Source organism: Arenicella xantha (assembly GCF_003315245.1).
GTDB classification, from domain to species: domain Bacteria; phylum Pseudomonadota; class Gammaproteobacteria; order Arenicellales; family Arenicellaceae; genus Arenicella; species Arenicella xantha.
The window spans coordinates 1-1021 of sequence record NZ_QNRT01000029.1 but is presented as its reverse complement, the minus strand read 5'-3'; the positions used below and the strand labels follow the sequence as shown (position 1 = coordinate 1021).

The 1021-nt window shown below is 44.9% G+C and carries 1 protein-coding gene; it reads right to left on the bottom strand.

What is annotated here, in order from left to right:
- Positions 1 to 501: 501 nt before the first annotated feature.
- Positions 502 to 1021 (bottom strand): hypothetical protein (locus tag DFR28_RS19545; protein ID WP_211317071.1); only part of this gene is annotated, 520 nt, incomplete at its 5' end.

The window sequence follows — 1021 nt, the reverse complement described above, 5'->3', positions numbered from 1 at the left end:
GTATTCATACGCTTTTGATACAAGAAGCTACTTATAGAAAAGAATAAAACTATTGCAGATATAAAAATTAGCCAGTACATAGCTCAATATGCATAACGCTAAGCCAAGGGGCGGCGCGTAGCAGCCGTCCCGCGGAGCCAGCTTGCTGGCGGAGTGAACTTTGACGCCTTGTTAGGTGGTGTGACTTTTTCGATGACTTGATGCACTTCCTTTTGCCTCCAGGGAACAAAACCATTCATATCGTTTACTCAACCAGACTATCAGAATTCGTTTAGTGATAAAAATGCTGTTCGACCAAAACGGCAAGAAAGACCTGACTTCCTTACAACGATGAATCAGTTTTTGAGGCTGCCCCACTCGGGGAAAATTGCACCAATAAAATACTTATTATCAACGACTGGTTTAGCTAAAGAGACAGGACACACCTAACGCCCACATAAAAGGCGAGCGCTTTTCGCGAGTCCAGCCCACGTTTTTTGTGGGCGATTTTTAATGTGCTTGTTACAAGACATTGGTTATTGCCCAATCTTTGTATGTGACAACAAACTCTTTAGCCTCTACCAAGGTTTTTGGGTAGGGTACTGATTCATAGCTATTTTGGTCTAGACGAATTTTTTGAAATAAAAAACCATGTTCGATAAGGAATGCTACTTTTTTCCATTGAACATCGTCAGATTTCTTAGGTGCTTTGAAATGCCTGCCAAGATTGAATGTAGTGCCTTTACATATTGGGCACTCCATTTTCAATGGGCAGTCCGACGGGCTACCCTCGGCGTGACGCTTATGAGCCGTTTTACATGAAAGACATGCGTATGACATCGAATATTCGGGGCCGGACACCTTCAATTTAGGTTCGCTAGTTCTCAAACCAGCATCCCAGCGAAGTGCCTTTTTTGTATCTCGGTCAGGAGTCATGTTTTGCCTTGTAACGCTAAGCCAAGGGGCGGCGCGAAGCAGCCGTCCCGCGGAGCCAGCTTGCTGGCGGAGTGAACTTTGACGCCTTGTTAGGTGGTGTGACTTT